The organism is Alicyclobacillus hesperidum (assembly GCF_900107035.1).
Taxonomy (GTDB): domain Bacteria; phylum Bacillota; class Bacilli; order Alicyclobacillales; family Alicyclobacillaceae; genus Alicyclobacillus; species Alicyclobacillus hesperidum.
Genome location: NZ_FNOJ01000015.1, coordinates 13,269 through 36,542 on the forward strand (window position 1 = coordinate 13,269; position 23,274 = coordinate 36,542).

Genomic DNA, 23,274 nt, shown 5'->3' on the forward strand with positions numbered 1-23,274 from the left:
AGACGGCGAAACATCCAATCGAAGGAGGCGTGATCGAAGATGACCGCGTTTGACGCAGCGAAGGAGTATCAACATTGGCTCGATCAACCGCACTTACCTGCCCAGATGCGCGATGAACTCAAGAGCCTGACGGACGAGGCGGAGATCCGCGATCGCTTTGGCGCAGATCTCGATTTTGGCACTGGGGGCTTGCGCGGTGTCATGGGTGCGGGTCTCAATCGGATGAACATCTACACGGTGCGCCGTGCGACGGCTGGACTCGCACTCCATCTGCAGGCGCAAGGCGAGGATGCGGTCAAGGCAGGGGTAGCCATTGGTTACGACTGTCGCCATCATTCGCAACGGTTTGCCGAGATCGCAGCGTGTACGTTGGCTGCTTACGGCATTCGCGCGTATGTTGCGCCGTTGCTCTGTCCGACTCCTGAGCTGTCGTGGACGGTTCGCCATCTGCAGGCGGCCGCAGGCATTATGATCACGGCCAGCCACAATCCGCCAAAATATAACGGTTACAAGGTCTACAATCGGCATGGTGGGCAGTTGCTTGAAGCGGATGCAGACGACATTAAAGCTCGTATGGCGTCCTTTTCCGACATCTTTCAGGTGCCGAGCCTGACGCGCGACGAGGCGGAAGCAAAGGGGCTTTTGCAGACGGTTTCGGCGAACGTTCGCGCCAGGTACGTCGAAACGGTCGTCCGCGAACTGCGTGATCCACGTCTCGGCGACGAGCGCAAGCAACTCGCTGTCGTCTATACGCCACTGCACGGCACGGGCAACGTCCCTGTCCGCGAAGCGTTGCGGCTTGCCGGGTATGAGCGGGTTGCCCTAGTCGCATCCCAGGTTGAGCCAAACGGCGATTTCCCGACCGTAAAAAGTCCCAATCCAGAAGAAGGCGAGGCCCTGTCGCTCGGTTGTCAGCTGGCCGACGAAGTGGGTGCCGATCTCGTCATGGGGACCGATCCGGATGCGGATCGCGTCGGTATTGCTGCCCGCGACAAGACTGGTCAGTTGAAGTTGCTCACAGGCAATCAAGTTGGTGCACTGCTCGTCGACTATATGTGTGGGCGCTTGCAGACAGGGGACCAGAAAGGACAGCCACCCATCGTCTTTAAGACCATCGTCACTTCGGACTTTGGTCGTGCCATTGCACAATCACATGGTGTCACCGTCGAAGAGACGCTCACGGGCTTTAAGTACATCGGGGACAGGATTACGGCCTATGAGGCGAGTGGATCATACCGTCTCCTCGTCGGCTACGAAGAGAGCTACGGCTACTTGTTAGCGCCCATAGTCCGCGACAAGGATGCGGTGCAGGGGTGTTTGGCGATTGCCGAAATGACTGCGTACCACAAGGCGCGGGGCGAAAATTTGTTCGACGTGTTAGAACGCCTGTACGGACAGTTTGGTTGGTATGGCGAAAAGCTGGTCAATGTCGAACTGTCTGGAAGTGACGGGGTGGAGCGGATGAAGCGAGCCTTACAGGCTTTGCGCGAACAGCCGCTGCAGGTCGACGGATTGCAGTTGATGGCGGTTGAAGACTATTTGTCGGGAGAGCGCCGCTATGTCGCGGATGGCAAGACGGAACGGCTGACCTTGCCGACCTCCGATGTACAAAAATTCCTGTTTGCCGGGGGACATTGGGCTGCCATTCGGCCATCGGGCACCGAACCCAAGATGAAAATGTACGTCGGTGTACGCGGTAACAGCGCCAGTGAACGGGATGACGTGCTGAACCGAATGGTCGAGACGTTGCGGCGAAGGGTCGCCGATTGACATGGCTGCATGGAAACGCACGCTCGTCATTTTGTGGTTCGCCAATTTTTGCGTGACGATGGGTACGAGCCTCATCATCCCGTTCATTCCGCTATATTTGGCGCAACTGGGCGTGCACACGGAACAAAGCATTGACCGTTGGTCGAGCTGGGTGTTTTCTATCCAGTTTGTGACGTCCTTCATCTTTCAGCCCATTTGGGGGGCATTTGCCGATCGCCGTGGGCGCAAGTTGATGTTGTTGCGCGCTGGCTTTGGCATGGGCGCGATGACCGCGTGTATGGGCTTGGTCAACGCGCCATGGCAATTGCTCTTGCTGCGTTTCATCAACGGTATTTTCTCTGGATTCATCTCCATGGCGATTTCCTTGCAAGCGTCCGTGACGCCCGCCGAACAGTCGGGCAAGGCGCTTGGCACCTTGCAGACCGGGAACATCGCCGGATCGCTCATCGGACCGCTTATCGGTGGTGTTCTTTCCGAGTGGTTGGGCTTCCAAGGTTGCTTCTTTTTCACCGGCGCCCTTTTGGTGGTTGCGAGTCTCATCGTCCTCATCTTTGTGCATGAACCAAAGGTCAAGCGAGAGGTTAAGGCCAAACAACGCGGATCGTGGCGTAGCCTGGTCGGCCTATGGCCGGTATTCCTGGGTTCGTTCATGACGCAGTTGGCGATGATGAGCATTGAACCGATTGTCACCATCTTCACGCGCCACATCTATCACGGCCCGCATTTGTCGCTGGTTGCCGGCTTGGTCATTGCGACTTCCGGTATCGCCAACCTCATTGGCACGCCAACGCTCGGGCGGATCGGCGATAGGATTGGGCAGTACCGCATTCTCTTGGTCGCGTTTCTCGGTGCGGCCATCGCGTTTATTCCACAGTCGCTCGCTCACAATTTGGCGTTGTTGCTTTGCGGCCGATTTTTGCTTGGATTGTTCATCGGCGGTATGTTGCCGTCTTTGCAGGTGTTGGTGCGCAAGCTCGCCCCTCTTGAAAAGCAGGCTACCGCGTTTGGCATGAATTCGAGTGCGACGTTCTTTGGCAATCTTGTCGGACCACTCATCGGTGGCAGTGTCGCCGCGAGTTATGGCATTCGTTCTGTGTTTTACGTGACGATGTCGCTGCTTGTCGCAAACGCCATCGTGATCGCATTCAATCGCAAAGCGCTCTCGCCGCGCACGGAGGAGATGGCTGTTTAATCGTCACTTGTCGTCTGGCGGTTTAGCGCTCGTCCGTGCGGGGCAAAACTGGAGAAGGCAGGGTTGTGTAGCCCTGCCTATTCTCATATGGGGATGCGATCCGAATGAAGGCGCCGCGCAGCCGAATTTTCCACATTGTGATCTCGGTCGTAGCACTCATGGTCACGGCCGTCTCTGTCGCCTCCATTGCTTTGGAATTGTCTGTCGCTCGTCTCTTGTCCTAGCGCGCGGCCTCTTTGCGCGTGGTATGATGGATGAGATAGATTCGGAAAGTGGAGGCTGGCGACGTGGCTGTACAAGGTTTCGCGAAAGATGTCGTCGACGTGCTGGGCGTGCGCTTCCATCGCGTAACGACAGCGGAAGCGGTCGAGAAAATCCTGTACTGGACGGGCGATGGCAACCATCACTTGGTCGTCACGGCCGGCCCTGAGTTTGTTATGCAGTGTCAATTGAGCGAGTCTCTATTGCGCCTTGTCAATTCCGCGGATTTAGTCACGGCCGACGGCATTGGAGTCGTCTGGGCGGCGGCAAAACGCGGCCGACCCGTGCCCGAGCGCGTGACTGGCGTGGAGCTTTTGCCTGCCGTCTTTCGGGCGGCGGAGGAGCGTCGCCAAAGCCTGCGCGTCTACCTGCTGGGCGCCAGCGAGACCTCGCTTGCGGCTTGTCTTGCACAGTTGCAAAGTGCCTATCCGACGCTTGCGTTTGCAGGTCATCATGGCTATTTCTCCCCATCGGAAGTCGAGTCCATTTTGCACGAGGTACGGGCGTTTGCACCGCATCTGTTTCTCGTTGGTATGGGACAACCGCGCCAAGAACAGTTTTTGCGAGATGTACTTGGGCGCTTGCCCGCATGTGTGGGAGTAGGCGTGGGGGGCTCGATTGACGTGTGGGGCGGCACGGTCACACGTGCGCCCGATGTGTTTCAACGCCTGAACTTGGAGTGGCTATATCGTCTTTTGTCTGAGCCGAAGCGCTGGCGCCGCCAACTCGCTCTGCCAAAGTTCGCACTGCGCGTGTTGATGACGGGCGGCAAGGCGGAAACAGTGGAATCCAAATAAGAAACGGCGCTCCCTGGTGTTGGCAGTGACTAGCGGTTGACTCTGATTTTTTCATATACTACGATATGATTTGTTTTGCACTCGGACAAGCTGGCCGCAGATGCCGCCGCTTGGAACTAAAGGAGGTTCCAGATTGGGACAACGACGCCTGTTTACCTCAGAATCTGTGACAGAGGGGCATCCAGATAAGATTTGTGACCAAATCTCTGACGCCGTGTTGGATGAGATTTTGACATATGATCCGAACGCGCGCGTGGCGTGCGAGACGACGGTGACGACCGGGTTGGTACTCGTCGCAGGTGAAATTACGACGAGTTGCTATGTTGACATTCCGAAGGTCGTACGCCGGACCATTGCCGATATCGGCTACACGCGTGCAAAGTTTGGCTTTGACGCGGAGACCTGCGCCGTCATCACGTCCATCGACGAACAGTCTCCTGATATTGCGCAGGGTGTCAACCAGGCACTTGAGGTCCGTGGTCAGTTGAGCGATGCCGCCATCGAAGAAATCGGCGCCGGCGACCAAGGTTTGATGTTTGGCTTTGCATGCGACGAGACGCCGGAATTGATGCCTTTGCCGATTTCGTTGGCACACCGCCTGTCGCGCCAGTTGACGGCGTTGCGGAAGAGCGGCGAACTATCGTATCTGCGGCCAGACGGAAAGACACAAGTCACCGTCGAATACGATGGCGACGTTCCGGTTCGCGTCGATACCATCGTCATTTCGACGCAACACGACGAGCAGACGGATCTTGCCACAGTGGAACGAGATATGATTGAACGCGTCATCCGTCCCATCGTTCCGGCGCAACTGCTTGATGACGAGACAAAGTACCTCATCAATCCGACCGGTCGCTTCGTCATCGGTGGGCCGCAGGGCGATGCAGGGTTGACGGGTCGCAAGATCATCGTCGACACCTACGGCGGTTACGCCCGACACGGAGGTGGAGCGTTCTCTGGCAAAGATCCGACAAAGGTCGACCGCAGTGGCGCATATGCGGCACGCTATGTTGCAAAGAACGTCGTCGCCGCAGGGCTTGCGCGCAAGTGTGAAGTACAGGTCGCCTATGCGATTGGCGTTGCCCGCCCAGTGTCGATTTCGGTCGATACGTATGGAACAGGTCAGATCAGTGACGAGAAGATTGTCGAGATCATCGGGCAAGTATTTGATTTGCGCCCAGCGGCCATTATTCGCGATCTCGATTTGCGTCGCCCCATCTACCGGCAGACGGCGGCTTATGGGCACTTCGGCCGTGCGGATCTCGATCTACCATGGGAACGGACCGACAAAGTAGCCGAGTTGCAGAAGCTCGCGCTACGCTAAAGGGGTTCTGACCCTCATAAACGAATAGGGCAGACCGTATGATATAGCATCACCCTTACACCCCATGATTTGCACCTCTTTACCAGATCCGTTCTGGTAAGAGGTGCTTTTTTCTGACGCTTATGCGGCGGATTTTGATATGATGAGAAAAAGACGAAACACCGGAGCTTAAGGTAGCTCAGGTGCTTGCGGGGAGTACGCTCGGGGGAACAACATGAGTGAACAAGTCATTCGCGTCGCCATCGCGGACGATAATGAGGCATATCGCCTCACTATGCGCGACGTGCTTTTGTATGAATCGGGGATTGAAGTGGTCGCTCTTTGGCCGAGCGGCGTTGAGGTCCTAAGTGAAATCGAGCGGGTCCGGCCCGACGTGCTATTGTTAGATATCACCATGCCGCACGTCGACGGTCTTACAGTGCTGACGGCATTGCACGAGCGGCATTCGCGCGTGCGCGTTGTCGTGCTCACGATGCATGATCAGTCCTCTGTGGTACTTTCCGCCGTACGCTCGGGTATCAGCGGCTATGTCGTCAAAGACGCGCCTCTTGAGGATGTCGTGCGCGCCATCCGCGAGGCGTTCGCCGGCCACGCCCTGATCCATCCGCAGGTCATGCCAGCGGTGCTCGGCGAGATCGAACGTCAGCATCAGTTGAGTGATGGTTGGAAGTCTCTCTTGACCGCGCGCGAATTCGATGTGCTGTGTCAACTGGCAGCGGGAAAGAGCAACGAGCAAATCGCGGAAAGCTTACATATCACCGTGAAGACGGCGAAGAACCACGTGTCTCATATCCTTGCAAAATTGCAGGTGGCCGATCGGGGTCAAGCAGTCCTGTACGCGTATAAACAGCGATGGTTGCAGCCTGAATGGTCATAGCCACAGTGTCCGCCTCCTTGGCTACCACATATCTTGTGGCAAAGGAGGTGGGCCAGCATGTGGCCGAAGTTGGTGCTGTTGGCGGCAGTCCTCATTTACTTGGCTTTGTCTGTCGCTGGGAGCGGGCTCGCTGGACTGGCCAGGCGGAATCCAAACGACAAACGCGCGTCGCTGTACGTGCTTTTAGCCGACAATGCAGAACAACACATGGAGGCCGTGCTGCGGCGTTTGCAAAGAGTCGCGCGACGGCGTGTGCAACCGCTTTCTGTCGTCGTGATCGACGTCGCCTCGACTGATCAAACGGCGGCCATCGCCCATCGCTTTTCCGATCCGGCTTTGACTATCGCCTATGTATACGTGGCAGACTGGCCGCATGCACGGGCAGAGGCGGGCCGTATCGCAGACCAAGCGCCAGCCGATTGCGACGTTCGGACACTCGAATTGCGATCCGGCAGGCCTTCCTTCCGCCAGGTGATGTGAGGGCTGTTGCCCATACACTCATCAACTCCAGAACGGCAACGACGGCCGCGCCCCTTCGGTAAGCTCCTCCATTTTGCGGCAGTACGCGAGGACGCGGTCGACGTCGCCCACGTCGCCATACCACATCGTCAGCAAGGCGCATGCGCGACGCCGATGCTCCGGGTTGCCCCAGTTTGGATACTCGGCTTCATATTGCACGAGCCTTTGCAGACTCGCTTCCCGCTGTCCACTCAGCGCCGCGAGTTCGATTTCTAATAAATTTAATTCTAACGCGATGTCCCGGTTGCTAGGCGAGTCGGGTTCTTCCGTCAGCGCAAGCAACGCCTTGACCTCCTCGATCAACTCCGCCGCCTTTGCCACCTCCTCGCGTTGCAGGCACTCCCGAATTTGCTTGCAGGCTTCATGCAAGCGCGATCGCGGATGTAGCGCAGTCATGGCGAACGCAGTCTGCTCAATTGTCTGCAAATCGTTCGTCGAGAAGTTGTTATGCTCGTGGTTGGGTTCCGCCGCTTCCTGCGTTCGTGTGCGCACCGCAAGGCTCGATTCGATCAACTGTGCGTACGTCACCAATGCGTTCGCTTGTTCCGCCCAACGGCGTGCCGTCGCTGGATCAATTGGCATCAGCGCCAATGCTTCTTGCGCAAGCCGCTCAGACACCGCCCAGAGCGTCGGCATGCGCTGTGCAAAAGCTTGTGCCTTTGCAAGATAAGGCCGCTTCTCGGCAGTGAAATCGCCGATGACATCATTCTCTTCAAGTGAAATTTCCGGAGGCCCTGCCACTTCTGGTGGCGTGGCGAGTGCGGGAAGCAAAGCCGACGTTGGGCGCTGCCACGGAACGCTAAAACCTTTTCCACCAGGATCCAACGCGTCCAGATGCAGATGAAGTTCAATTAAGCTTTGCGTCCATTCGAGCGGCGAGATACCACTCTTTCCTTCCATACGATCCGCCAATGCGACCGCTTCCCGCCATTCGCCCAAGGCTCCCTCGAGATTGCCGCGATCGTACTCGGCTTGCCCGGTTTCGCGCAATACATAAAACAATAGACGCCAATCCTGCGCGCTGTAGGCGTGTTCGCGCAGTTGCTCCAGTTCCCGCACGGCCTCTGGGTACTCTCCACACGCGCGGTGCACGCGCGCTAAAGTGAGCCTGTACTCGGCCAGGTTGCGAGTTTGCAAGGATGCACGCGGCAAGTTTTCGATCAACTGGCGGGCGACTTGCGGCCGTCCTGTCGCCAACTCATACTGCGCAAGGCGAATATTCGCTTGCAAAAGAAAATGCGGATCGAGCTCTGAGAGAAACGTTTCCACGGGCTCACCCAGTCGCTTTGCGAGCTCGATAAGCAACGTGTAAGATGGTTTCACCTTGCCAGACTCGATTTGACTGATCATGCTTGGCTTTACCAGATCATCAGCGAGATCGACCTGGCTCATGCCGCGCTGAATGCGAAGATCGCGAATTTTCTCACCGATTGACACACAGACACCCGCTTCCCCTAACATATGAGTAGAGTTTCACATATTGGCATTGTTTTGACAAGAAGTGATAGGGTTCTACAAAACAGATCTGGCTGTTGTTTGGCGAAACTTGCTACAATGTGGATAGGTCAATGAGCGGGGGGAACCTTGTGCCGACAGTACTGGTTGTCGACGATGAAGCGTCCATACGGACATTGGTGGAATACAATTTTAGCCGCTCTGGGTTTCTCGTGGAGGGCGTCGAAGACGGTAAGACAGCCTACGACATCCTGAGCACGGATGCACGCAAGTATGATCTCGTCGTATTGGATTTGATGCTCCCCGGCATGGATGGCATGGAGGTGTGCCGACGGCTCCGCCAGGAGGGTGTCAAGATTCCCATCATCCTTTTGACAGCGCGCGATGAAGAAGTGGACTTAGTGCTTGGCCTCGAACTCGGTGCTGACGACTATGTCACCAAGCCATTCAGCCCGCGCGAGTTGGTGGCGCGTGCACGAGCTGTCCTGCGCCGCAGTGAAGCAAAGGAGTCGGAAGCCAAGCCCAGCGCCGCCGGGAAGGTCTTGCGCGCCGGGCGGATTGTGCTTGACGTCGCGCGCCACGAGGTTCGCGTCGACGGCGTGCTCATGGACTTCACGCCGAAGGAGTTCGATTTGCTCCAATACTTTATGGAGAATCCGGAACATGTCTTATCGCGGGACCAACTGCTGGATCGCGTTTGGGGCTACAGCAGTGCCACCGATACACGCATTGTCGACGTACACGTTTCACACCTGCGGGAGAAAATCGAGGAGGATTCGAAGAATCCCGTTTACATCCGAACGGTCCGCGGCATCGGCTACAAGTTCACGGAAGGCGTGTCTGCGAAATGACCAGCTTTCTGCTTGGACTGGCCATTGGCTTGGCTCTGTTGGCAGCGGGAATGTTGGTGCAGGCGGCGGCGTTTCGAAAATTGCGAAGCTATCTGCGCGATGCGATGGATGCCATTGTCGAGGGGCGCTACGACGTGCGCATGTATGACTATCGCAACAGGCCTTCTGAAGTCGTATTGTTTCGCCAGTTTAACCGGATGGCGGAGCGGATTGAAGAGACGCTCGCCGATATGTCGCAGGAGCGCGATATCTTGCGGCATATTCTGCAGAACATGACCACAGGTGTCATTTACCTGCGCAGCGACGGGCAGGTGCAGATGGTCAACCATGCGGCTGAACGCCTTTTTCGGCGCCCCAGTGAACAGTGGCAAGACAGAGACCATTGGATGGTCTTTCGCAACTACAATCTTGGCAGCGCCATTGATCACGCATTGCTTTTTGGCGCGCCGTGGTCGGGTGAACTCGTCATCCGCGAGGGTGTCACGCTGACCGTTCGGTTGGTGCCCATCTCTGCCGATCCGCGCTTGCGTGCCAAGGCGGACGGCGCTCACGACGTGCTCATGCTCGTCAACGACGTCTCGGAGTGGCGTCGGCTCGAACGCATGCGCAGTGAATTTGTCGCCAACGTCTCGCACGAATTAAAGACGCCCATCGCCGCTATTCGCGGTTTCGCAGAGACTTTGCTCGACGGCGGCGTCGACGAGGAAGCCCAACAAAAGTTTCTGCAGACCATCTACGACGAATCGATGCGCATGGGTAATCTGGTGTCTGACTTGCTTGAATTGTCCAAGTTAGAGGCAACCGACAGCCGTGTCGATCCGGTCGCCGTCGATCTCTACGAGGTTCTCGAACGGGCGGTGGATCGCATCGGGCCGACTGCCAGTGAGCGCGGCATTCGCATCGTCATACCACCGCGTGATCCGGTTCAGGTCTGGGCCGAACCAGACATGTTATTACAGGTTTTCTTAAACCTGTTGGCCAACGCCATCCACTATTCGCCGCCGCAAAGTACCATCCGCGTCACCTGGGACGTGTTGGTGGATCGCATTAAGGTACACGTGCAGGATAACGGCATCGGGATTCCGCAAGAGTCGTTGGATCGCGTCTTTGAACGTTTTTACCGCGTACATAAGGATCGCAGCCGTGCTTCCGGAGGGACCGGTCTTGGCCTCGCCATCGTCAAGCACATCATCTCGTCGCTTGGCGGCGAGGTTGGCGTGGAGAGCGAGGAAGGGAAAGGGAGCGATTTTTGGTTTACGCTATCGCGGCTTGATCGGCCGGTATCGGCGCGATCGCGCTGAGAGACAGGGGGCGCGCCTGTGAATCGAAGTCTGACTTCTCGCTTTGCGTGGAAACGCCGCCTGAACGGAGTGTTGAACTGGATCTTCCCGTCGGATGCAACGACATGTGCTATTTGCGGCCGCCCTGCTTTTACTGTCGGAGCTTCTTCTCACTGGCCATCGCAATCGGAAAACTCGCGCCTGTGCGCCTTTTGTGTGCAGGATTTGGAGCGGTGCCAGGTTGCGGTGGAACAACATGCGTTGCAGGTGGAGAACGCGCCCGACAGGCGGATTGATGTGTACAGTGGCATTGACTACGACGCCTTTGTGCGGACGTTGTTTCGATCTTTTAAGTACGACGGCGTCATTGAACTTGCGCCGTTTTTTGCGCATGTCTTGTTCGCCTGTTGGCAGGCGCTTGACGAGTTTGCTTGCGATTGCATCGTACCCGTGCCGACAGCGGCGGATCGGATCCGCAAACGAGGGTATGATCACGTTCGTCTTCTGGCAGAACGACTTGCCGGTCATGTACAATTACCCGTCCGTCCGGCATTGCTTCGCGTGCCGCGCGGGGGTGCGTTTACGCAGTCGCAGACGGCGAAAAATGCAGAGTTACGGCGCCGGGAATTAGCGGGTGTCTTTGTCCCGAATTCGCGCAGACCGATTGTCGGACGCCGTGCGCTGCTGCTTGACGATGTGGCCACAACAGGTGCGACGCTTGCCGCCTGTGCCAATGCGCTGTTTGCCAGCGGCGCCAACAGTGTGATCGCCATCGTCGCGGCGCGTGTGCGATAGCATGGCAGGAATTTGTCGAGAAAGCGCGAAAAGTGGGGGAATAGGGAGGTCATTGGCATGGCTATCGCCAATTGTAAACGGTGCGGGCGTTTGTATAACAGGATAGGACGCGATATTTGCAAGGATTGTATCCGCGAAGAAGATGACGTCTTGCTTGAGATTCGGCAATATCTAAAAAAACACCCGCAGGCGAACATCTATGAAGTTGCGGACGGCACGGCTGCGACGTACGAGGAGATTGTCGCGTTTTTACGCGATGGGCGCCTTATTCTGCGCGACAATCCGAATATGGCATACCCGTGCGAGCGTTGCGGCACGTTGACGCAGTCAGGGCGCTTGTGCGCCAATTGCACGCAAGCGCTGGCCAAGGAGTTGGGGCAGGCGGCGGCTGCGATACAGAAAGAAGAGTCACAAGGCAAACGGGGAAAGGGATTTTTGAGCCGGTAAACCGTTGCCGGCGGGTGGAGAGTTAGGTGTCAGCGGTGGAAGCCGGAATGAACTTCGAAGATTATACCCAGTATGTGAATCGGCTTGCGAAACGTCTGATTCGGTACCGACGGAGTGCCATGATTGATGAGTCAGATCTAGCCTCGGCTGCGCTCACGGCTTTATGGCAGAAGCAGATGGAGCGTGGGCTTGTGGATATTACCTATGCTAAGCAAATTATCAAGTATGCGATGCTGGAAGTCTTGCGAAACTCCAACCTTTTAAAGACGCCGAGATCGGTACCGATGCGACAAGCGATTCAAGCCTATCAGCGGTCTGTGGAGCAATCGGAGGCAGAACACCTGGCCACAAGCGATCCGATTGAAGAATGGGAACAGGAGGAACTCATTCGTGAAGTCGGGGGAGTCATCGGCTCATTCCTTTACGAAGACCAATTGCTGCTGTCGTTGGTGTTTGAGCAGGGACTCAGCTTTCGCGAGGTTGCGGAGGTGCTGGGGAGCACGAAGTCAGTCGTATATCATAGATATCGGGAGCTAATCGCAGAGGTTCGCACAAAATTGGACGTAGATCAGTTCGGTAGCGCCAAGCATTTGTAATGTAAATTCCATCGGAAACGTTACGTAAGTAGGAGCGGTTCTCATCGCTCCTTTTTCATTTCTACCATTCGCATGTTGTTCGACAAAAACAAAAAAATTTTTGACTCTGCTCGAACGATACGACAAAACGTGACGTTGTTATGGGTGAAGGGGCAAGGAGGGAAGCTCGATGTGGTCTCCGTCCAACTCGTTTGATGTCACTGGGAGTCGGCAAATATCTCAGACAGCGAGTTCGCAAATTGCAGATGCGAGTCGATCGGACAAGATTAGACAACTGCAAGAAGCAATTCGCAACGGCACGTATACAGTGAATGTCAATCATATTGCTAAGGCCATAGTTCAACAAGGAGTTCTTAATTCGGATGGCTGATGTCATAGATGCAGTTGCGCAATTAGAAGCAGCGACAGATCGTGTGCTTGCGGCTCTGAAGTCGGGCCGGACAGATGGGTTGTTGGAGCTTCTTACAGATCAATGTGTTCGATTACAACAAGTGGAATCTGTCGGTGTGGAACGGTGTTCGGAAGTGATGCGTCGGATTGCGCAAAAGGTTCAGATTCAGCAGATGTTGATTGAACAAGGGTTAAGTATCTCTGAGCATTTTTTAAAAAAGCTTTATCAAGGTCGTTCTTATAGTCAGTTGGCCTGAGATTCTTGGTGAGGAGGTGATTAAAGATGGGTGTCTCAACGTTTATGCCGCTTTATGTCGGGTTGTCCGGGTTGGAAAGTATGCAACAAGCGGAAAGTGTAGTAGGTAACAATATTGACAACGCCAGTACACCTGGCTACGCGCAAGAACAGGTTAATTTTGTGGAAAATGAGCCATTTCCAGCTGTGCCCGGGTCAGGTCCGGCTGTTGCTGGACAATTCGGCCAAGGCGTCGCTGTGGGTTCGGTGACTCGTCAGGACGATCCCTACTACGACGAGCAGGATCGTCAAAACCAAGGGACATATCAAATGTACTCGACGCACAGTTCCGTGCTGACGCAAATTCAAGGCATATTGAACGAGCCGAGCTCTACCAGTGTTCAAAACGCGGTGGATCAGTTTTTCAGCGCTTGGCAAGAACTTTCGAACAATCCGTCCGATGATGCTGCGAAGCAAGCGGTTATTACACAGGGGCAGGTCGTGGGTCAAACGTTTCAGGTTGTTACACAACAACTGCAACAGTTGCAAAGCAACCTCACTGGAGTCGTCAATGGCCAACTGGCACAGTTGAACCAATACGCGCAGCAATTGGCGGGTCTAAACAAACAGATTACACAGGTCAAGCAGTCGGGTGAAAATCCAAACCAACTACTTGATGAACAAAGCAACATTCTGGACAAGATGTCGCAGCTGGCTGACATCACCTATACGCCCGATTCAGCTGGCGATGGCGGTGTGGATGTTACAGTAGGCAGCGGATCGAATGCGGTTCAGGTGGTCAAGGATGATACGTATTCGCCGTTCCCGAATGCTACAACAGCTTCGTCGCTGTCAACTAGTACGCCAGTTTCACTTTCGTCATTGCAACCGCAACTGTCTAGCATCACATCGGGCCAGATTGCAGGCAATGTGCAAGGGTACGACGATGCGAGCAACTTGCTCAGCAATATTGGCTCTTTTTTGAGCAATTTTGCAAGCCAGGTGAACGGTGCGCTTGGCGGACAGTCGTTTTTCTCCTACAGTGGTGGTGTTCTTTCCGTGGGTATTACGTCGCCATCAGCATTGCAAACGGGTCCTTCCGGCAATGCTGGCGATAACACCTACGCCGTTGCGATGGTGAATCTGCAGACGACCTCGTGGACTATCAATTGGAATTACAGCCAGCAGGCCAATGGGGGCTCGTCCGTATCCCAGAGTGTAACAGGTACTCCGGATCAACAACTGGCGGCGATGGTTTCTGGTGTTGGTACGGAAGCTTCAGGTGTTACGTTTAGTGAGAATACGGCGAATGCCTTGCAGGAGCAAAGCTCGCAACTGCGCCAATCTGTCTCTGGCGTATCGCTGGACGAACAGGCTTCCTATATGGTCGAGTTTCAGAACGCCTACGCCGCTGCGGCGAAATACATCACGACCTTTCAATCAATGATGCAGAGCCTATTGAACATGGTGCAGCCGTAAGGAGGTGACAGTAGATGCGTGTGACACCTTGGATGGAGCAACAGCAGTTCTTATATAACATCACAAACATCGACAACGCCATGCAGAATACCCAAGAACAGTTGTCGACCGGTAAGACGTTGAATAAAGCTTCGGACAATCCTTTGGCGGTGTCTGAGGATATGGATTTGGCTTCCGAGGTGCAGGAGACATCAGGGTATCTGTCGACCATCTCGACAGGGCTTACTTGGATGAACAATACGTCCACGGCGCTTCAGAGCATGATCTCGCAACTCCAAGAGGTGCAATCGGACGTTGTGCAGGCGCTGAACTCAACCAATATGAGTGCAGGTGGGCAGCAAGGGCTTGCGGATACCGTTTCGCAGTTGATCCAAGGCATATATCAAACGGCGGATCAACGTCAGGGAAACAACTACATCTTTGGCGGACAAGCCTCTCAGACGCAGCCTAGCACATATCTGAAAAAAAGTCCGTCTGACAGCCCTGCACCGGTACCGAGCGGAGCAAACGCTGAGATCAACTATCAAATCGCGTCGGGCGTCAGTGTTTCCATCACGGTGACGGCGTCGGATATTTTCCTAAGCGCTCCTTCCTCCGGTGTTTCGAATCTACAGGACACCCTGAACAACATTCAGGCTGACTTGTCGGCAGGAAATGAAAGTGGCTTGCAACAAGACTTGAACGATTTGAACGCCAATCTGACGCAAGTGATTAACTTGAATGCCGATTTGGGTTCACGCATTCAGCGGTTGACGACCGCGCAAAATCAATTGCAACAATACAGCACCAATCTTACAAACGAGAAGGGGGGGATTGAAGGGGCGGATATGGCGCAGGTGATCACCCAATTCACCACCGACCAGACCGTCTACACGGCGGCTTTGCAAATGGGCGCGCAAATCCTGCTCCCCTCTCTCGTAAACTATTTGCCCAACTCATAATTTTGGGTAAAATAACTTTTCATCCTTTGAGGAGGTCTTATCATGGCTCTTGATTTCAGTGTAAACAACAATGCATCTGCATCCAGCATTCTTTCCAACCTGTCTGCTGTGAACAACGCTTTGAACACATCGTATACCCAACTGTCCACTGGCAATAAGATCAACAGCGCTGCTGATGATCCGGCTGGATACGCCATTGCGCAACAGATGACGGCTCAGGTCAACGCTCTGAACCAATCGGTGCAGAACGCACAAAATGGCATCAGCATGTTGCAGACGGCATCCGGTGCGATGAACCAAATCAACAACATCCTGCAGACGATGAACACGTTGGCTGTTGAAGCTGCGAACGGTACCGAAAATAGCACGGACCTCTCGAATTTGAACCAGGAGATGCAAGCTCTCCAAAATCAGATTAACAACATCACGTCGCAGACGAAGTTTAATACGATGACTTTGCTCGATGGTTCACTGGCAACTAACGGTGTGACATTCCAGATTAACACTGACGGTACAAGCAATTCGGAACTGAGCATTACCATTGCCTCCGTCTCTGTTGGTGCATTGTTCGGGGGAACCATCAATATTACGTCGCAATCACTGGCTCAACAGGCCATCACTTCGATTCAAAATGCGATTACCAGCTTGTCCGCTTATCAGGCGAATGTCGGTGCTGTGGAAGACCAATTGAATTACACCGTGTCGAATTTGCAAAACACGGCAGAAAACCTGCAAAACGCTCAGTCCACCATCACCAACACCGATATGGCGCAGGCATATACGCAATTCAGCCAACAGCAAGTGCTTCAGCAGGTCGGTTTGGCGATGCTCTCGCAAGCGGATCAGCAGCCCGATGCAATTCTCAAGCTGTTGCAATAAGATTAAGATGTTCCTCGGTCGACGCACGTGTCGGCCGAGGAATTTTCGAAAGGTGGTATCCTCGTGTCCATTTCATCAACCAGTTCAAGTTCCATGGCCAACTTGCTTCAGCAGTTGAATACCTTATCAAACCCAAGTGGTACTGGCTTGCCTGTATCACAATATGCTCAAGATTTACAACAAATTTTGACTCAAGAACTTGAAACGCCATCCAATAACGAATTGTCGCAATTAAGTTCACAACAGACGGCATTAACTGGGTTGCAGACAGCTTTGCAGACCTTTGAACAGGCTACGGAGACGTTATCCAGCTTGCAAAGCTGGAGTACGGTCACTGGGACATCGAGTGATCCCGGTTCGTTTACAGTCACGGTTCAACCGGGTGCGCAACCGGCCATGTATTCTTTGCAAGTGACATCTTTGGCTAGTAGTCAAACATCCATTCAAAATCTTTCTTCACAATTCCAGACGAGTGCTGACGGGAGTTCCAACCTTTCTTCGGGTACCATTATTCTCACAAACACTGCGGACAGCAATAAGACGGCCACGATTAATGTGTCGGCAGGGGAATCTTTGAACGATATTGCAGCGGCCGTCAACCAACAGACGGCGAACACAGGTGTACAGGCTTCTGTATTAACGAACGGGCAAAATCAATACTTTTTGTCGCTTTCATCGGTCAATACGGGAACGGCAAACGGATTTACCATCAGTGGAAGCATAATCGGCAGCGGAACTGGACAAATCCAGTTCGCGACCACAAATGCCACCGATGCTTCTATCACGCTTGATGGGCAGACGATGACTTCGTCAACAAATACGTTCCAAAATTACATTCCGAACGTGACGATACAAGTATCACAGACCATGGCGAGTGCTGGAACCTTAACATTATCTACGGATACAAGCGGGGCAGAAAAGGCAGTACAGACATGGATGACAGCGTATAACACATTGATAGACACGATTAACAAAGACACTGCGTACACCCCGCCTTCGTCAGGGAGTTCGTCGACGCAGGGAACCGCAGGGCCATTGTTTGGCGATCCGCTAGCCATGGATTTGCTACGCCAATTACCGGCGGCTGTGAGCGCGTCCATAACGACATCTAGCTCAGCAATCAATTCTTTGGCGTCCATCGGTATTGTTATTGATCCATCGAATGGACATTTGGAGTTCCAATCCACGTCAGGCTTTTCAAGTGCAGCGGGAACACTACCTGATGGGCAAGCCATGTTCGAGTCAGCTCTATCATCGAATCCGAGTGCGGTGCAACAACTCTTTGGTATTGTCTCCACCACAGCAACCACGGCGATTCCGCAGTCGGGTGTGCTTGGGAATGTATACAACTTGATGAATAACCTGTTGATTGGAAATACCAGTGGTACGGGGACAAGTCCAATCGAAGGTGAACTCAACGCCATCTCTGCGCAGCAGTCGAGCATACAAAACTACCTGAGTCTCGTTCAACAACAGATTACGAATCAGGTGACTAACTACACTAATCAATTGAACCAGTTAAACTCTGTGATGGAACAAGCGCAAGCCCAAATGAAACAAATTTCTGCGATGTTCGGATCGTCAGCATCGTCCTCCTCAGGTGGGATACTCTAATGTCCGCATCTCTGCAACTGCCTGGTGACGAATTGGAGCAGCGGATATGCACATTGGGACAACTGGCAATTCAACTATTGGAGGAGCACCGGTTTCAAGAAGCTGCGGCAGTCATGATGAATCGAGGAAATGCGCTTGTGGGATGGTTGAGTGCCGAATCGCGGGACAGAACTGAAGCAGTGTTCCAAAAGATCAAAGACCAAACAAATCAAATTGTTGCGCTAGCGACGGAGCATCACGCGGAAGTTTCGAAGGCGGTGTTCGCCCTGCTCGACGCCAGTCCTGCGTTGAAGGCATACGCAAAGTCACGGTGCATGTCGTCTACACATTGGAAAGATGAAGAGGATAGGAGATAAGCATGTTACTATCAGCGTGCCTCATCACCAAGGATGAGGAATTGACTTTACCTAGATGCCTGGAATCGCTTAAAGGCGTTGTTGACGAAATCATTGTCGTGGATACCGGATCGAAGGATAAAACGGTTGAAATTGCACGCAGTCAGGGGGCAAGGGTATACCACCACGACTGGGATGGCGATTTTGCTAAGGCTCGCAATGCCTCGCTGGATCGTGCATCTGGTGAGTACATACTGGTAATTGATGCTGATGAATATTTAGATCCTAATGACAGGCGACACATTCGCTCGAAACTTCTGCAGTCGCGAGCCGATGGTTACTTGGTTGGTATTGTGAATTACATGGGTAATTTGGCAAGGTATCACACCTCTTCTCCTGTTCAGGTACTCCGAGTTTTCAAAAATGGGTATCGATACTCGGGTTCCATTCATGAACAGGTATTACCCGCAGTGATCGAGAGTGGCGGGCGTATCGAAACACTAGACTTGCGGGTACACCATTTGGGATATCTCTATGAATTTGTTACATACAAAGCGAAACCAGCGCGGAATATGGAGCTTTTGCAAAAAGAACTGGACGAAGACCCGGATAACTTGTTTCATATCTCCAATATGATGGCTGAATACATGCGTGTGCAGATGTATGCCAAAGCTGCTGACCTTGGAAAACGAGGATTTGACGTTTTCAAAAAAAATCCACATCAAGCGACGCACTTGTTGGCGCGATTGCTGAGAATGCTGGTGGTTGCGCTCGCGATGATTGGTGAATCGGATGAGGCCATCAAGTATGCTGAGCGGGGTGAAAATATATTTCCCAATCTCCCCGATATTCGCATGGATCACGCACATGCACTCATTCAACAAGGGCGGTTTGATGAAGCTATACCTGTTTTGCTTCAGTGTAGAAAATTGGGTGACGTGAAAAATCCTTTGATTGATACAGTGCCTGGCTTAGGTAGTTTTCTTGCTGCAGCGGAATTGGGAAAAATCTGGCTTTTTTTGGGGGGCTTGCAGAAGGCTGCTGAATGGTACTTGACGAGTTTTCAAGAAAATCCGCGTCAAGAGAATGTTGTTGGATACTTGGTTTATCTGCTGCCAATTCAACACGAAGCTATCAGACAACAACTCTATGAGGTGTCCAAGCATGACCCGTTGGTTTTTGCGCATTTTGTGGAGGCATGTGCTGTGTCTCGGGTCGAAGGTTGGCAACAATGGATTTCACAGATTCCGTGCGGCCCGTTGACAGAAGCCACAATTGAAAGACTGAATTGGATTCAAGTCATGCAGGATTTCCCTGATGAGCTTGAGGGTTATACGCATGCACATGGCAGTGCTCAAAACCAGTTATTGTTCGGCTTGCATCGCTTAGAGTATGGTGACGTCGAAGGTGCAAGACAAGCTCTTGCTGAAGCGGGGGCACGTGGGGAATCAGTTCTTGCTTGGTTGGATAGTAAAGATCGGGACATTCAACTCTCTGGCATTGCCAGTGAGCTCATGCTTCTCCAAGCACGGAGGCTGCTAGTTACCTGGTTGCCGCATGCAGCCGACAGGCACACTCTGCTGCCTATCGTACTTGCCAGCCCATTGCAAGATCTGCTTGTGGAGGCGGAATGGATAGGAGACAGCGGCTGGGAGTGCGAGTTTCGTTCTCATCGCGCCTTTCAGCGCGGAAATATAAAGGAAAGTATAGCTTGGTTGGAGAAAGCCATGCAGTATTCACCCAGTGTACGCCGTGTCGTGATCGAAGCTGACATTGCGCTGGCACACGGGAATGTGGAGCTTGCACGTGCTGTGGTAGAGCAAGGTCAAGCCATCTTCTCGGCATCCGAACTACTCAAACGCGTTGCAAACAATTTAGGAATCAGCCAACGTCGTGTCAGATTAGCAGATGAATTGTTGGAATGGAATAAAGGGGATGAAGGCATGAATCCACATCGTGCATATCAGTCGTCTGCACTGACCATGCCTTTGCAGGTCAAGATTGTGAAACTTCATGAACGAGCCCTTGAGTGCGTCGAGCAGATCCGTATTCTCCATGAGCAAGGGGAGATTATGGAGGCTCGTAAATATATTCAATATGTACAAGACATTATTACGTTTCTCAGAAGTAGCACAGATACCTCGACAGAGGCAGGAAAAGCGGCTGACGCCTCGTACGCGTTTTATTACAGCATGTTGGTAAAATGGTTTTTACAACCCAACTTGATTGTAGAACAATACCAAACCATGAAGGAATTTTGGACTTCATGGACGGAAACATGGAAGAAGCTTTGATATCGTCAGTTGAAGGCCTGTATATCTAGACCTTACGCCCTCCTGCTTACACGACCACTGTGCGGCAGGAGGGCGAGGTTACTTCAGGAGAGTGCTTCTGCTTACTGAAATTACACAAAGGGATTGTCATTAGCGAGACGTGAGGCAAATACCAATGCATCAATCCCTCCGGGCATCTTACCGCTCGTTATTGTCCGGAATCCCACTTCGGAAAGAAGCAATTGCAAAAGCTCTGTGGGATAGGGACGAGAATTAAACGGCTTTGTCCAAAATTGCTTTGTGATGACCTGCGTGTTATCGCAATCTGGCGTTACGATAAAAATTCGCCCTCTATAGCTCATGATTTCAAAAAGGGCCAGAAGGAGTTTAGCGGCGTCACTAGGCTGGAACATCTCTATCGCATGCCTAATGAACACCGTGTCGTAGGTTTTATGGTATAGCCGCTCGTCTGCCAGCAGGTTAAACACATCACCGTCCCTGTCTTGGACGCGAGATAGCTCAAAATGAGTTACACATGCTCCTTTCATTTGCATATATTTCATCCCATCTATAGTTTTCGGTCCGATATCCAATATCGCGTCGCCTTCGTGCAAGCCGTGAGAGAGGATGGCCGCGTAGGCTTCGCTGGACGTCACATGGGCATTGGTACGCTCATTCACTCCTCGCAGGATAGAGAAAGCTTTGAGCTCAACGGGTGTGTGAGTAATCGGTTTTTGAATAGCTTTTTCTTGCAATATTTTAATTCGGTTTACAACAATCTCTCCAATCGCCTCCCATGAATATTGTTGCGCATGCCGCGCAGCTTTATCGCACACAGCAGTGTGATTCTTTCGTTCCGAAAAGGCTTTTATCATGGTGTCCACAAGGTGATCCATATCAACATCAATCATTTCTGCGGGTAGTGCGAGTTGCATATCAGATGGCATGTCCATGGTACTTAACTGAGATTTCACACGATAGCTATTTTCCTCTGTCGTAAATTCCGTGGCAGGGCCCATAGAAGGAATTATCGCTGGTACTCCGCACGCCATGGCTTCGAGGATAGGTAATCCAAATCCCTCAGCTCGATACGGGTGAACAAGACAGTTGCTCGCGCGGTACAGGGCCCCCATTTCAGCGGGGGTTAAATCCCAATCCATATAAAGTATTTCTGGAGATTCTGGGTCAAGTGATGCTGCTAAAATCTGCTCGTGGTACGTTTGGCCTGCGTAATAGCTTGTTCGTCCAAAATCCTTAACAACCAGGCACACATCGTCGGATCGCCTGAATGCTCTGCGATATGCTTCAAGCACTTTGTCTATCCCTTTGCGGTGAATAGTACCTCCTACAAACAGAAACACAAATGACTTTGTCGTTTTCAGTGCATAGCGAGGTCCGTTCACTTGATACACACTCGTATCGATACCGAGAGGAAATGTAAAAATTTTATCCTCGTCGATCCCGGATTTGATGTAGCCCTGTCTGGTGTAATTGCTGTTTACCCAGACTTCATCAACTGATGTCTGAATGAACGGTACCCATTTTGCAGGTACAGGTCCGTATTCCCATGGTTGGAATAGAATTTGAATTGGCACGTCAGAGGGGCGAAGCGTTGGAGGCCATTGCTGGCGAATATGAACTAGAGGGCGTTCAACACCCGCGTCATAGCAATTACGAATGTTAGCTGCATCGGAGAACCAATAATCTGGTATTGAGTCCTTTTCTGTGGGGGTAATTTTAAGATGAACTCCATGCCGAAGCAGTTCTCGGCACAAGTATCGATTGACCAGTGCCAAGCTACTATTAACCAGTTGAGGGCCTTCCCATTCGACCTTCAATAATGTCATTGTTCGGTGACTCCTTTCTCGATACGAGCACTCAATGCATCTAGTCGGTCATGGATCCTTGCTTCAATTACGGATTCATTGAAATGTACTAATAAGTCGTGTCGAGCCCTTTGACCGCGTATCATAGCTTCCGTTGGAAGCTCATAAATTTGTCGTAAACGTTGTTTGAGAACCGATATGGATGGATAAGCCCATAAGTGTCCATTAAACACGGAGAACTCACTTTTCGCAGGTCCAAGTGCGGATGGGATCAGATAAGAGTTTGTCTCATTCATAAAATCTTTTTGACCTCCCCAGTCAGTTGCAACTGTGGGCAAGCCCATCGCCATGGCTTCAAAAAGAGGCCGACCCCATCCCTCCCCATGTGTTGGAAGGACGAAGGCGTTTGCGGCGCGATACAAAGCCGCAATTTCGTGAATTTGTAAGGAACGATTCAAAACATACACAGGAGGTGGATCGTCCCTCTGGAACAGCTCCATACATTTTGTCAACTCGCTGACGGGATCGCGATGCCTGGTTAAATCGTACGTCTTCACTACAAGTGCCACGTTATCCCTGGCTGTAAATTCCTCCATGTAAGCTTGCAAAAGTTCGCGAAAACCTTTACGAACCTGCCAGTCAAAGATGGAGAGGAAGACAAACCTGCCGCCGGTTGGGAGGGGCCACGCGTCACCCTCCGGGTCGAAAATGTGAAAATCAATCGTTTCGGGTATGACATAAATCGGGGCAGTGACACCTGCATCCCTAAATACACCCGCATTAAAGGTGCTAGGAACCCAAATTTCGTCGAATGCATTTAATCGCGTAACCCATTCTTTGGGTAATCGATCGGTTTCAAATGTGGTGCGTGCTATATTGATTCGAAAGTCATCTCTTGCTTCAATTGCGCTACACATGAGGTTGCATATATAAACGTCATTTGTTTCTAAATGTGTTGATTCAAATAACCTAAGTGTAGGATTAGGGTTATGTCCAGAAAGGCGATTTCGGATTTGCACTTTATGCTCACCGTTGCGTATAGCGGATAAAATTCGTAGGTTATCTTCAGCGAAACCTGACCCGTTAGTGAAAAGGCCATCAAGCAAGATGTTTAAAGACCGCATATAATTGTCAACCT

22 protein-coding genes are annotated in these 23,274 nt (G+C 52.6%); 19 read left to right on the forward strand and 3 right to left on the reverse strand.

Translation table 11 applies throughout. From position 1 onward, the window contains the following. The first annotated feature begins 39 nt into the window (after window positions 1-39). The 6 genes from BLU70_RS10825 to BLU70_RS10850 all read left to right on the forward strand — a co-directional run bounded on the left by BLU70_RS10825 (window position 40) and on the right by BLU70_RS10850 (window position 6,701). A complete protein-coding gene (locus BLU70_RS10825; RefSeq protein ID WP_006447754.1) occupies window positions 40-1,770 on the forward strand; it encodes a phospho-sugar mutase in 1,731 nt (576 codons plus the stop codon). Between the two features lies 1 nt (window position 1,771). Further along, window positions 1,772-2,962, forward strand: coding sequence for an MFS transporter (locus BLU70_RS10830; RefSeq protein WP_006447753.1), 1,191 nt, complete (start codon window positions 1,772-1,774; stop codon window positions 2,960-2,962). 287 nt (window positions 2,963-3,249) lie between these two features. Then, a complete protein-coding gene (locus tag BLU70_RS10835) occupies window positions 3,250-4,020 on the forward strand; it encodes a WecB/TagA/CpsF family glycosyltransferase (protein WP_040290316.1) in 771 nt (256 codons plus the stop codon). Between the two features lie 100 nt (window positions 4,021-4,120). Beyond that, the gene (gene metK / locus BLU70_RS10840) at window positions 4,121-5,344 is read left to right on the forward strand and encodes a methionine adenosyltransferase (protein WP_052012382.1); all 1,224 of its coding nucleotides are present in this window, start codon (window positions 4,121-4,123) and stop codon (window positions 5,342-5,344) included. Between the two features lie 214 nt (window positions 5,345-5,558). Next, window positions 5,559-6,221 (forward strand): response regulator, encoded by a 663-nt coding sequence (locus tag BLU70_RS10845; protein ID WP_074693452.1) that lies wholly within the window; start codon window positions 5,559-5,561, stop codon window positions 6,219-6,221. 57 nt (window positions 6,222-6,278) lie between these two features. Further along, complete coding sequence (locus BLU70_RS10850; protein WP_006447749.1) at window positions 6,279-6,701, forward strand: hypothetical protein; 423 nt, start codon at window positions 6,279-6,281, stop codon at window positions 6,699-6,701. 21 nt (window positions 6,702-6,722) lie between these two features. Here BLU70_RS10850 and BLU70_RS10855 read toward each other — a convergent pair whose 3' ends face one another. Continuing rightward, window positions 6,723-8,177: a helix-turn-helix domain-containing protein gene (locus tag BLU70_RS10855; RefSeq protein ID WP_176780892.1), complete on the reverse strand. Its 1,455-nt coding sequence runs from the start codon at window positions 8,175-8,177 to the stop codon at window positions 6,723-6,725. A gap of 131 nt (window positions 8,178-8,308) precedes the next feature. On the opposite strand from BLU70_RS10855, the gene BLU70_RS10860 reads away from it, so the two are divergent. The 13 genes from BLU70_RS10860 to BLU70_RS10920 all read left to right on the forward strand — a co-directional run bounded on the left by BLU70_RS10860 (window position 8,309) and on the right by BLU70_RS10920 (window position 20,331). Then, complete coding sequence (locus BLU70_RS10860; RefSeq protein WP_006447747.1) at window positions 8,309-9,046, forward strand: response regulator transcription factor; 738 nt, start codon at window positions 8,309-8,311, stop codon at window positions 9,044-9,046. Continuing rightward, entirely contained in the window at window positions 9,043-10,347 is a 1,305-nt protein-coding gene (locus BLU70_RS10865) for a HAMP domain-containing sensor histidine kinase (RefSeq protein WP_006447746.1), read from the forward strand. Before BLU70_RS10860 ends, BLU70_RS10865 begins: the two co-directional genes overlap by 4 nt. Before the next feature lie 18 nt (window positions 10,348-10,365). Continuing rightward, complete coding sequence (locus BLU70_RS10870; protein ID WP_074693454.1) at window positions 10,366-11,121, forward strand: ComF family protein; 756 nt, start codon at window positions 10,366-10,368, stop codon at window positions 11,119-11,121. Window positions 11,122-11,178: 57 nt separating this feature from the next. Then, on the forward strand, window positions 11,179-11,568 hold the full coding sequence (locus BLU70_RS10875; RefSeq protein ID WP_052012381.1) for a TIGR03826 family flagellar region protein: 390 nt from the start codon (window positions 11,179-11,181) through the stop codon (window positions 11,566-11,568). 26 nt (window positions 11,569-11,594) lie between these two features. Further along, a complete protein-coding gene (locus BLU70_RS10880; RefSeq protein ID WP_006447743.1) occupies window positions 11,595-12,164 on the forward strand; it encodes a sigma-70 family RNA polymerase sigma factor in 570 nt (189 codons plus the stop codon). Between the two features lie 169 nt (window positions 12,165-12,333). Continuing rightward, window positions 12,334-12,534: a flagellar biosynthesis anti-sigma factor FlgM gene (locus BLU70_RS10885; RefSeq protein WP_006447741.1), complete on the forward strand. Its 201-nt coding sequence runs from the start codon at window positions 12,334-12,336 to the stop codon at window positions 12,532-12,534. Beyond that, entirely contained in the window at window positions 12,527-12,811 is a 285-nt protein-coding gene (locus BLU70_RS10890) for a hypothetical protein (protein ID WP_083341264.1), read from the forward strand. Before BLU70_RS10885 ends, BLU70_RS10890 begins: the two co-directional genes overlap by 8 nt. Before the next feature lie 26 nt (window positions 12,812-12,837). Next, window positions 12,838-14,268, forward strand: coding sequence for a flagellar hook-associated protein FlgK (gene flgK, locus BLU70_RS10895; protein ID WP_074693456.1), 1,431 nt, complete (start codon window positions 12,838-12,840; stop codon window positions 14,266-14,268). Window positions 14,269-14,282: 14 nt separating this feature from the next. Further along, the gene (locus BLU70_RS10900) at window positions 14,283-15,209 is read left to right on the forward strand and encodes a flagellin N-terminal helical domain-containing protein (protein WP_074693457.1); all 927 of its coding nucleotides are present in this window, start codon (window positions 14,283-14,285) and stop codon (window positions 15,207-15,209) included. Window positions 15,210-15,251: 42 nt separating this feature from the next. Next, entirely contained in the window at window positions 15,252-16,088 is an 837-nt protein-coding gene (locus BLU70_RS10905; protein ID WP_074693458.1) for a flagellin N-terminal helical domain-containing protein, read from the forward strand. 63 nt (window positions 16,089-16,151) lie between these two features. Continuing rightward, on the forward strand, window positions 16,152-17,702 hold the full coding sequence (gene fliD, locus BLU70_RS10910; RefSeq protein ID WP_074693459.1) for a flagellar filament capping protein FliD: 1,551 nt from the start codon (window positions 16,152-16,154) through the stop codon (window positions 17,700-17,702). Beyond that, window positions 17,702-18,058: a hypothetical protein gene (locus BLU70_RS10915; protein ID WP_040290309.1), complete on the forward strand. Its 357-nt coding sequence runs from the start codon at window positions 17,702-17,704 to the stop codon at window positions 18,056-18,058. The genes fliD and BLU70_RS10915 overlap by 1 nt, the downstream gene beginning before the upstream one ends. 2 nt (window positions 18,059-18,060) lie before the next feature. Further along, a complete protein-coding gene (locus BLU70_RS10920) occupies window positions 18,061-20,331 on the forward strand; it encodes a glycosyltransferase (RefSeq protein WP_074693460.1) in 2,271 nt (756 codons plus the stop codon). Between the two features lie 110 nt (window positions 20,332-20,441). Here the strand turns inward: BLU70_RS10920 and BLU70_RS10925 are convergent, their stop codons facing one another. Both BLU70_RS10925 and BLU70_RS10930 read right to left on the reverse strand, forming a co-directional pair. Beyond that, window positions 20,442-22,157 (reverse strand): glycosyltransferase, encoded by a 1,716-nt coding sequence (locus BLU70_RS10925; RefSeq protein WP_074693461.1) that lies wholly within the window; start codon window positions 22,155-22,157, stop codon window positions 20,442-20,444. Continuing rightward, window positions 22,154-23,260 (reverse strand): glycosyltransferase, encoded by a 1,107-nt coding sequence (locus BLU70_RS10930; protein WP_143027520.1) that lies wholly within the window; start codon window positions 23,258-23,260, stop codon window positions 22,154-22,156. Before BLU70_RS10930 ends, BLU70_RS10925 begins: the two co-directional genes overlap by 4 nt. Window positions 23,261-23,274: the final 14 nt, after the last annotated feature.